The 8590-nt window shown below is 67.8% G+C and carries 6 protein-coding genes and 1 riboswitch; of the genes, 2 read left to right on the top strand and 4 right to left on the bottom strand.

Features of this window, described 5'->3' with window-relative positions:
- Positions 1-228: 228 nt before the first annotated feature.
- Positions 229-1731 carry an acetyl-CoA hydrolase/transferase family protein gene (locus tag EII42_RS09235; RefSeq protein ID WP_125171838.1) on the bottom strand — a complete coding sequence of 501 codons (1503 nt, stop codon included), beginning with the start codon at positions 1729-1731 and terminating at the stop codon, positions 229-231.
- 228 nt (positions 1732-1959) lie between these two features.
- Here EII42_RS09235 and EII42_RS09230 point away from each other — a divergent pair, with 228 nt between their 5' ends.
- On the top strand, positions 1960-2925 hold the full coding sequence (locus EII42_RS09230) for an MDR family oxidoreductase (protein ID WP_125171837.1): 966 nt from the start codon (positions 1960-1962) through the stop codon (positions 2923-2925).
- A gap of 51 nt (positions 2926-2976) precedes the next feature.
- On the opposite strand, the gene EII42_RS09225 is transcribed toward EII42_RS09230, so the two are convergent.
- Both EII42_RS09225 and EII42_RS09220 read right to left on the bottom strand, forming a co-directional pair.
- A complete protein-coding gene (locus EII42_RS09225) occupies positions 2977-3906 on the bottom strand; it encodes an ABC transporter substrate-binding protein (RefSeq protein WP_125171836.1) in 930 nt (309 codons plus the stop codon).
- Positions 3903-4706, bottom strand: a complete 804-nt coding sequence (locus tag EII42_RS09220; protein WP_125171835.1) for an ABC transporter permease — start codon at positions 4704-4706, stop codon at positions 3903-3905. The genes EII42_RS09225 and EII42_RS09220 overlap by 4 nt, the downstream gene beginning before the upstream one ends.
- A gap of 54 nt (positions 4707-4760) precedes the next feature.
- Positions 4761-4888: riboswitch (FMN riboswitch) on the bottom strand.
- 43 nt (positions 4889-4931) lie between these two features.
- On the opposite strand from EII42_RS09220, the gene EII42_RS09215 reads away from it, so the two are divergent.
- Positions 4932-5687 (top strand): peptidoglycan-binding protein, encoded by a 756-nt coding sequence (locus EII42_RS09215; protein WP_125171834.1) that lies wholly within the window; start codon positions 4932-4934, stop codon positions 5685-5687.
- A gap of 3 nt (positions 5688-5690) precedes the next feature.
- Here EII42_RS09215 and EII42_RS09210 read toward each other — a convergent pair whose 3' ends face one another.
- Positions 5691-8573, bottom strand: coding sequence for a bifunctional [glutamine synthetase] adenylyltransferase/[glutamine synthetase]-adenylyl-L-tyrosine phosphorylase (locus tag EII42_RS09210; protein WP_125171833.1), 2883 nt, complete (start codon positions 8571-8573; stop codon positions 5691-5693).
- Positions 8574-8590 lie beyond the last annotated feature (17 nt).

Here is an 8590-nt window from a genome sequence, read left to right as displayed (position 1 = left end):
CGAGCCGAGGCCTACCGAAACGAATACAACACCCAGCGTCCCCCCGCGAAACGATCGCCAGAACACCGGCCGCTGGAGGTGCACATGGGCCCAGCCAACCCGAACATTCCCAACCTTGAAAGGGAAAACCCTGCCAAAAGCTTGACGCGGGACAGACTGTCTTTGCCTCTACCAAAATCGTCGCTCCCCGCAACCCGAAGGTTGCGGGGAGCGATGGTCTTCAGCGGCTTACGGCTTCATGGTGCCGGTCTCCACGAGACGGCGGTGGAAGTCGAAGGCGGTGGCGAGGTCGTGCGGCGTCTGGTGCCCGGGGCACTTCTCGTTCGCGCGCGCCACGTACTCCTCCAGCAGCGGACGGTAGTCCGGGTGCGCGATGCCGATGATCTTGGCGGCACGGTCCCTCGGCGCCAGGCCACGCAGGTCGGCGTAGCCGTACTCCGTGATGACCACCATGACGTCGTGCTCAGTGTGATCGATGTGCGACGCGAACGGCACGATCGCGGAGATCGCTCCGCCCTTCGCCTCGGAGGGGGTGATGAACGACGAGATGAAGCCGTTTCGGGTGAAGTCACCCGAGCCGCCGATGCCGTTCATCATCCTGGTGCCAGCGACGTTGGTGGAGTTCACGTTGCCGTAGATGTCCGCCTCGATCAGCCCGTTAGTGGCGATGAGACCCAGGCGACGGATGACCTCTGGGTGGTTCGACACCTGCTGCGGGCGCAGCACGATGTGATCACGGTAGAACTTAGCGTTCTGGTTCATCTTGGCCGCGTACTCCGGCGACAGCGAGAACGAGGTGGCCGATGCCACGGTCATCTTGCCCGCGTCGATCAGGTTGACCATTCCGTCCTGGATCACCTCCGTGTAGGCCTGGATGTTCTCGAACTTTGAGTCGAGCAAGCCTGCCATCACGGCGTTGGGGACGTTGCCGACACCCGACTGCATCACGTAGTTGTCGTAACGGAGACGACCCGCGCGCACCTCGCCCTCCAGGAAGTCCAGGAAGTGGCCGGCGATCTGCTTGGAAGTTTCGTCCAGGGGCTTGAACGGGGCGTTGCGATCCTCGTGATCGGTCTCGACAACGGCCACCACCTTGTTGAGGTCGATGTCGATGTAAGGGGTGCCGATGCGCTGGCCCGCCTCGGTGATCGGGATGGCCTGGCGGCCGGGCGTCGGACCGATTCGATAGATGTCCGCCATGCCCTCAAGGTCCTCGGACTGCCACGAGTTCACCTCGATGATGATCCGCTCGGCGGCGTCCAGGTACTCGACGTTGTTGCCAACACCCGACGACGGGATCAGGTGGCCCTCCTCGGTGATCCGAGTGGCCTCAACGATGGCGACATTCAGCTGGCCGAAGTACCCGGCACCCACCTGCCAGCCGGAGTGGGAGAGGTGCACGTCAGCGTACTTGATCGCGCCAGCGTTGATCGCCTTGCGCATCACGGGATCCGACTGGTAGGGCGAGCGGAAACGCACGGCATCCGCCTCGGCGAGCACACCGTCGCAATCGGGAGCGGTCGAAGCGCCGGTGAAGACGTCGATCTGGAACTCCTCACCGCGGCCGTGGGCTTCTTTGGCCCGCTGGGCGATGGCGGTCGGCAGCGCCTTCGGGTAGGCCGAACCGGTGAAGCCGGACAGCCCGACTCGGTCGCCATGATTAACGAACTGGGCGGCTTCGTCAGCCGACATCACCTTGCCGCGCAGTTCCGCGTTGTCGATACGGGACATCTACTCTTACTCCTTGATCGGGGCCTTGGACTTTGGCACTCGCTCCACTGCGAGTTGCGTTCGAGCTTTTCGCACAGTCTGACACGAATAGCCCAGAATGAACACCTCTTCTCCGCAATGGCTTCTTGACTCGCAGCTCCGTGTGTCGGCACTGCTCACGGTGGTGAATATACCGTCCCACGGGGCCCGGCGGACGCCGACCAGCAGAAGAGGCGTAGTCTGAACCGCATGCGGGCAATTATCGTTCGAGAAGAGGGCGTCGCTGTAGAGACGCTGGATGAGTCCTTCCTGCCGGAGGCCGACGTGACCGTCGACGTCCGCTATTCGGATCTCAACTACAAGGATGCGCTGGCCGTCACCGGCCGCCCCGGGGTGGTGCGCACGCGGCCACTCATCGCGGGCATCGATCTCGTCGGTCAGGTGCGGCACTCCGCCGACGACCGCTTCGCCCCGGGCGACTGGGTGGTGCTCAACGGCGCGGGGCTCAGCGAAACCGTGCACGGCGGCTACGCGACGACGGCGCGGGTCAGCGCGGAACACCTGGTCAGACTGCCGGAGGCCTTCACGCCAGAGCGGGCCGCGGCACTCGGTACCGCGGGCTACACCGCTGCGCTGTGCGTGCTGCGGCTGGTGTTGGAGGGGGTCTCCCCCGAAGACGGCCCGGTGCTCGTGACGGGCGCCACCGGCGGGGTGGGCAGCGTCGCGACGATGCTGCTGGCCGCTGCGGGCTTCGACGTCACTGCGGCGACGGGCCGCGTGAGCGAGTTCGGCGACCACCTGCGCTCGCTGGGTGCCACCGAGGTGTTGAGCCGCGACGAGCTGGCTGAGCCGGGCAGGCCCCTGCAGCCGGCCACGTACTCGGGCGTGGTGGACACCCTGGGCGGCCCCTGGCTGGCCAACGCGATCGCACGCACGCTGCCCAACGGCACGGTGGCGGCCTGCGGGCTCGCCGGCGACGCCCAGCTGCCCGCAACCGTGTTGCCGTTCATCCTGCGCGGGGTGACGCTGGCCGGGATCGACTCGGTGTGGGCCACTCCCGCCGATCGGGACGATGCCTGGCGGGTCCTCGCGCAGGGCGTGGACGTCGACTCGTTGGACGCCATGACCACCCGGATCGGGCTGGCCGGGGTCATCGACCGGGGCCACGAGCTGTTGGCCGGCCGCCTACATGGCCGCACCCTCGTCGAGATCTGAGCTGGGTTCTGCCGAGTGCCGGTGGGTGCTCCCGCACCCACCGGATGGGCGCTACTGCCTGATCCCCGCCTCGGCGAGGAACTGCTCCATCCGGCGAAGCGCCTCCTGGTCGACGGCGACGCTGACCTCGCCGTCGGCTCCGCGCCACAGCTTGCTCGTCGCCGCCAGCACCAGCTTGGCGTTGCGGCGGTGCTCCTCCTCCGCCAGCGCCGGTACCTGCTCGGCGGTGGCCGCCAACGCAGCCTCCGGATCCGCAACCGCGCGCAGCTCGGCGGCCAGCATGCCGTCGATCACGGCACGTACCTGCGGGCTTTGTGCCTTGTCGGGCAGCGTGATGAGGCTGGGGCCGACGAGCATCGGCTCCGGCGAGATCCGCAGCGAGGTGACCTCGTGGCCTGCGTCGCGCAGCCGAACCAGCTCGTTGTTGCTGAAGCCCACCACGGCGTCGACCTTGCCCGTGGTGAGGGCCGCCACCGAGGTGTAGCCGATCTCGGTGAGCTGCACATCCTGTTCGCTCAGGCCCGCAGTCTTGAGCGCGACGAGCGCGGCGTAGTAGCTGGAGCCGTAGCGTCCCGGGATGCCGAGAGACCTGCCCTTGAGGTCGGCCAGCGAGGAGGCGTGGCCGGAGATCATCACCTCCGCGGGATAGGTTTGGTAGGCGGTGGCGACGGTGGCCAAGCCGCCCGCAACGGCCGCCTCATCGGCGGAGGCAAAGACGATGTCCTCCTGCCCGGCGCGCAACGCGTCGAACAGCCCCTCCTGCTCCCCGTGGTGGCGCAGCGTGACATCCACGTCACGAAACAGCCCCTCTTTGAGCCCGAGATAGAACGCACAGAACTGCACGTTGGGGATGTAGGTCAGACCGACCGTGATCTTCGGTTTGGCGCTCGGCCGCTCGGCACCGGTTTCGCCGGTGGCGGAGCAGCCCGCCAACCCGGCGACCGCGAGCAGGGTCAGCGCGCTGCGGCGTGACATGATCATTGTTGTTCTCCTTGAACCCGGTTGCTTGCCGCGCGCTCCGCGAGCGCCACAAGCCCGTAGAGGGCCATGGCGACGGCGGAGATCCACGCGATGACGGTGAAGACTCCGACGGTGTCGGAGGCCTGGCGCGACAGGGTGAGCAGCGTGCCCAGCCCCGTCCCGCCCATCACGAACTCGCCGACGATGGCGCCAGTCATGCCGAGCACCGCGCCGGAACGCACGCCCGCCAGGATCGCAGGCGCGGCCATCGGGAGTTCAACGTAAACCAGGCGTTGTGTTGTGGAGGGCGCGTCCAGCGTCGCCTGCTCCAGCACCGTGGAATCGAGCTGGCGGAAGCCGACGATGGTGGTGGTTACCATCGGGAAGAAGGCCACGATTGCACACAACACGGAGATTGGGATTGCCCCATAGCCCAGCCACAGCACCAAAAGTGGTGCGATGGCCACCAGCGGAACTGTTTGGCTGAGCGCCACCCACGGCTCAATGAGCGCGGCGAGTAGCCGAGAGTGGGTGGCGACGATGCCGAGCACGAGGGAGACGACCAGAGCGATACCCACGCCCAGAAGGGCGGGGCCCACAGTAGGCCACAGGTACTGCATGGCTACGCCGTTGGTGGCCTGCTGCGCCAGCCGGGACACCACGGCGAGCGGGCTGGGCAGCAACAGTGCGGGGATGAAGTTGCTGAGCACCCACCAGCCGGTGGTCAGCGCGATGATGCCGATGAGCGGAACAAGGAACCGCTCGATCCACGTGGCTGGGCGCGCTCTGGACGGCAAGTGTGCCAAGGGTTTCGCTGCCATCCGTGCTCCTTCAAACCAACACCGGGGCAGCTTGCGGCGCGCGCAGGCGCACCGCTCGCATTCCTCCCATCCAGACTTTTACTGTCGGCCCCGGAATTCCACCGAGTCAACCTCTGCGCGTGGCGCGGAGGGTCGCGGGCTTTGACCGCCGGTTCGGACTTTCACCGACCCCGGAATACGTGCCTCCGATGCTAGCGCATTCGCGCACCGGATAGGCTTCGGGCCATGCCAAGCCGCCGCCTGCTGTTCGCCGGACTCGCTTCCGGTTCGCTGGTCGCGCTCGCCGGAGGCTGCGCGCGCGGGCGAAGTTCACCGCCCGCCGATGCGGACGGCTGCCGCGCCCCGGGCGAACTCGTCGAGTTCAGTTCCGTGGCCGGAGCGCGGCTGTACTACGCGGAGTCGGGCAAACCGGTCGTGCAACGCATCCAGCCAGCGTTTCTGGCGCAGCTGGAGGCGTGGGCGCTGGATTGGGCGGAGGTCAGCGGCTACGGGCCCGTGCTGGAGATCACGTCGTTCGGCGCGTTCGTGGACAAGTGCGGTTCCTTTCACCAGTTGGGTCGAGCCTTCGACCTGGCCCAGATCAGGCAGGAGGAGGCCGCAGTGTCCGCGCGCTTCGATGAGTGGCAGCCGGGGCGGTCGCAGCAGTTGCGCGACTACTGGCGGCTCGCGGCCAGCCTCCAACTGCACTTCAACTACACCCTGTGCTATCCCTACAACGACGCGCACCTAAACCACATCCACGTCGACAATTCGATCTCCGGCAGCGACTTCAGCGAGTTCAATCAGAACTCGCGGGTCCAGGTGCAACTCGTGCAGCACACGCTGCGGCACGTCTTCGATCTGCCTACGCCAGACACCGGCGTGTTCGATGACGTCACCAGAGATGCGCTGCGCCAGGTGCAGGCGGCCGCGGGAATCCATGCGCCGCTGCGCAACGCGGCGGGCTGGCATGCCTACCTGCGCGCCGCAGCCCGCGGCTGAGAGCTACTCGCCCCAGAAGAGGCGCCCGACGACGGCCCCCGCCAACCGGGCATGCCGCCTGGTGTTCTCCCCCAGCTCGGCGACCGGGGCGTCGTGGCCAAGCAAGGCCGCCACCGCTGCCAGCTCCCGGGTATTGGTGGGCAATGCGTCGCTCGGGCGGCCCCGCACCAGCATGATGGCGTCGCGAACGGTGCTCGCGTGCCGCCAGGCGGCCGAGAGCGCATCAGCGTCGCCGGGCGCGACGAGACCCAGCGCACGAGCGGCAGCCAGCGCCCCGAGCGTGCTGGTGGTGCGCAGCTCAGGGTGGCGGTGGGCGTGCGCGAGCTGGATCAGCTGGATGGTCCACTCGATGTCGGACAGTCCACCGGGGCCCAACTTCAGGTGCCGGCTCGGGTCGACGCCTGCCGGGATGCGCTCTCGCTCCATCCGCGATTTGAGGCGGCGGATCTCACGCACCGCATCGTCGGTGAGCCGTTCGGGATACCGCACCGGGTCGATGTCATCCAGCACCGCCTGCACCAGTTCCGCGCTGCCGGCCCCGTGCCGCGCGCGCAGCAGCATCTGGGCCTCCCATACGGCACCCCAGCGTTCGTAGTACTTGCGATAGGAACTGACGGTACGAACCTGGGGGCCTCCCTTTCCCTCCGGCCGAAGATCCGCATCCAAAGTGATGCCCTCCACCCCGGGTTGTTTCAGGATCCGCGCCAGTTCACGCACCAGCTCGGTGGCTGCTGCCAGGCCGGCGGGGCCGGCGTCGTCGGCGACGACGAATATGCAGTCCAGGTCGGAGGCGTAGCTCATCTCTTCCCCACCCCAGCGGCCGAGCGCGATGATGCCGAGTTCTGGGGCGTCGACCGCGCGCCGGGCGATGTCCAGCGCCGTCTGCACAGTGGCGCTGGCTAGCGCGGACAGCGCCCGACCACACTCGACGATATCCACCCCGCCCAGCACATCGCGCAGCGCCACCCGGCACAGCTCGCTGCGCCGGAAGGCTCGGGCTGAGTCGAGCGCGCGGGCAAGATCCGCGTGCCGGGCGGCAGAACGTCCCATGGCGACGCCTAGTTCGGCTGCGCTGCGGGGGGTGAGCGCCTCGTCGGAAGCCAGCAGTCCGACGGTGTCCGGCGCACGTTTCAGCAGGTCGACGGTGAAACGGCTAGTCGAGGCCACTTTCGCCAACCGGGTGGCCATGTAGCCCTCGTCGCGCAGCCCGCGCAGGAACCAGGGCGACTCGCCGAGCGTCTCGCATAATTGCCGAAACGCTAGCAGCCCGAAGTCTGGGTTGGGGCCGAGCGCGATCCATTCGAGCATCGCGGGCATCAGCTGGCGCAGAATCTCGGCGGCCCGCGACGTGCCCGCAGTCAGCGCCTGCATGTGGCCTAGGGCGGTGCGCGGATCGTTGAAACCCAGTGCCCGCATCCGTTCCTTCACCGCATCGGGGCTCAGCAGCGTGTCTGCGGGGAGGCTAACCACGGTGTCGAGCAGCGGCGAGAAGAAGATCCGTTGCCGCAGTCGGCGCACGTCGCGGCGGCTCGTCCGCCAACGGGCGCGGGCATCGTCGAGGCCTGCGCGCGCGAACTGCGCCAGCCGATCGTCGTCGGGCACCACGTGAGTGCGTCGAAGGTTGACCAGTTGTGCGCGGTGCTCCAGAACCCGCTGGAAGCGGTAATGCTGTGCCAGCTGGCTGCCGTCGCTGCGGCCGATGTAGCCGCAACTCACCAGCGAGCGTAGGGCGGGCAGAGTGCCGCGGTCACGGATTCTGTCGTCCGCGCGGCCGTGCACCAGCTGGAGCAACTGGACGGAGAACTCCGTGTCGCGCAGACCCCCCTCGGATAGTTTTATCTCGGTCTCGGCTTGCTTGTCGGGGATGTGGGCGATCACACGTTCGCGCATGGCACGCATCTCTGGCAGAAATCCCGGGCGCTCCCCGGAGCGCCAGACGAGCGGGGACACGAGATCGATGAACGCCTCACCCAGCCCGAGGTCGCCAGCGGCTGGGCGGGCCTTGAGCAGGGCTTGGAACTCCCAGTTCTCCGCCCATTGATCGTAGTAGCGGCGGCAGGAGGCAAGCGAGCGAACCAGTGGGCCGGCTTTCCCTTCTGGACGCAGGCTCGCGTCGACGCTCCAGATGGTGCCCGCCTTGGTGTGGGCGGAGCAGATGCGTGCTTGGGCTGCGGCGACGCGGTTCGCGATAGCGGCCGCCTCGTCGGGGTCGGCCCCTTCTGTGGGCTCGGCGATGTAGAGCACATCAACGTCGGACAGATAGTTGAGTTCTTGCCCCCCGGCCTTGCCGAGCGCGACGATGGCCAGCCGTGCGGCCTGCCAACCGGGGGTCTCGGCCCTGGCTAGGGCGAGTGAGGTTTCGAGCACGCAGTCTGCGACGTGGCTCAGCTCCCTGGCGACACCCTCCACGATCTCGGTGGGGTCGTCGGCAGCGAGGTCCCGGGCGGCGATCAGGGTGAGCGCGGCGCGGTTGGCGCTTCGGAGTTCGTCGGGGTGGCGGTGGCATTCGCCGTCGACGACCGGGACCCGCGCCTGGAAGAACGCCGCCCACGCGCGCTCATCGCGCTCGCGGGGCTCCTCAGCGAGCAGCTGAACCGTCTCCGGCGATGTGCGCAGCCCGGCCGCGAGCACCGACGACGCGCCCGCCACCCGGAGCACCCGCTCCAGCCACCCGGGGTCGGCGGCAATCGCCTCGAACCTGTCGGTTGCGCGCAGCCGGTCCAGGGTTTCGAGGGCCTGGAAGCGGTCGCCAACGCGTCCAAACAGCGCAAGGTCCACCATCGCCCGCTGTTCGGCCGGCCAGGCGTCCCAGATCCGGGCCGCCGCCGTCGCACTCTCAAATCCGCGGCGCGCGAACTCGGCGCTCGACGATTGGATCCTGCCCATGTGGGCAGTTTAATTGC

This window comes from Tessaracoccus sp. OH4464_COT-324 (genome assembly GCF_003932855.1).
Classification (GTDB): Bacteria; Actinomycetota; Actinomycetes; order Propionibacteriales; family Propionibacteriaceae; genus Arachnia.
This window is presented reverse-complemented; position numbering and strand designations above follow the sequence as displayed.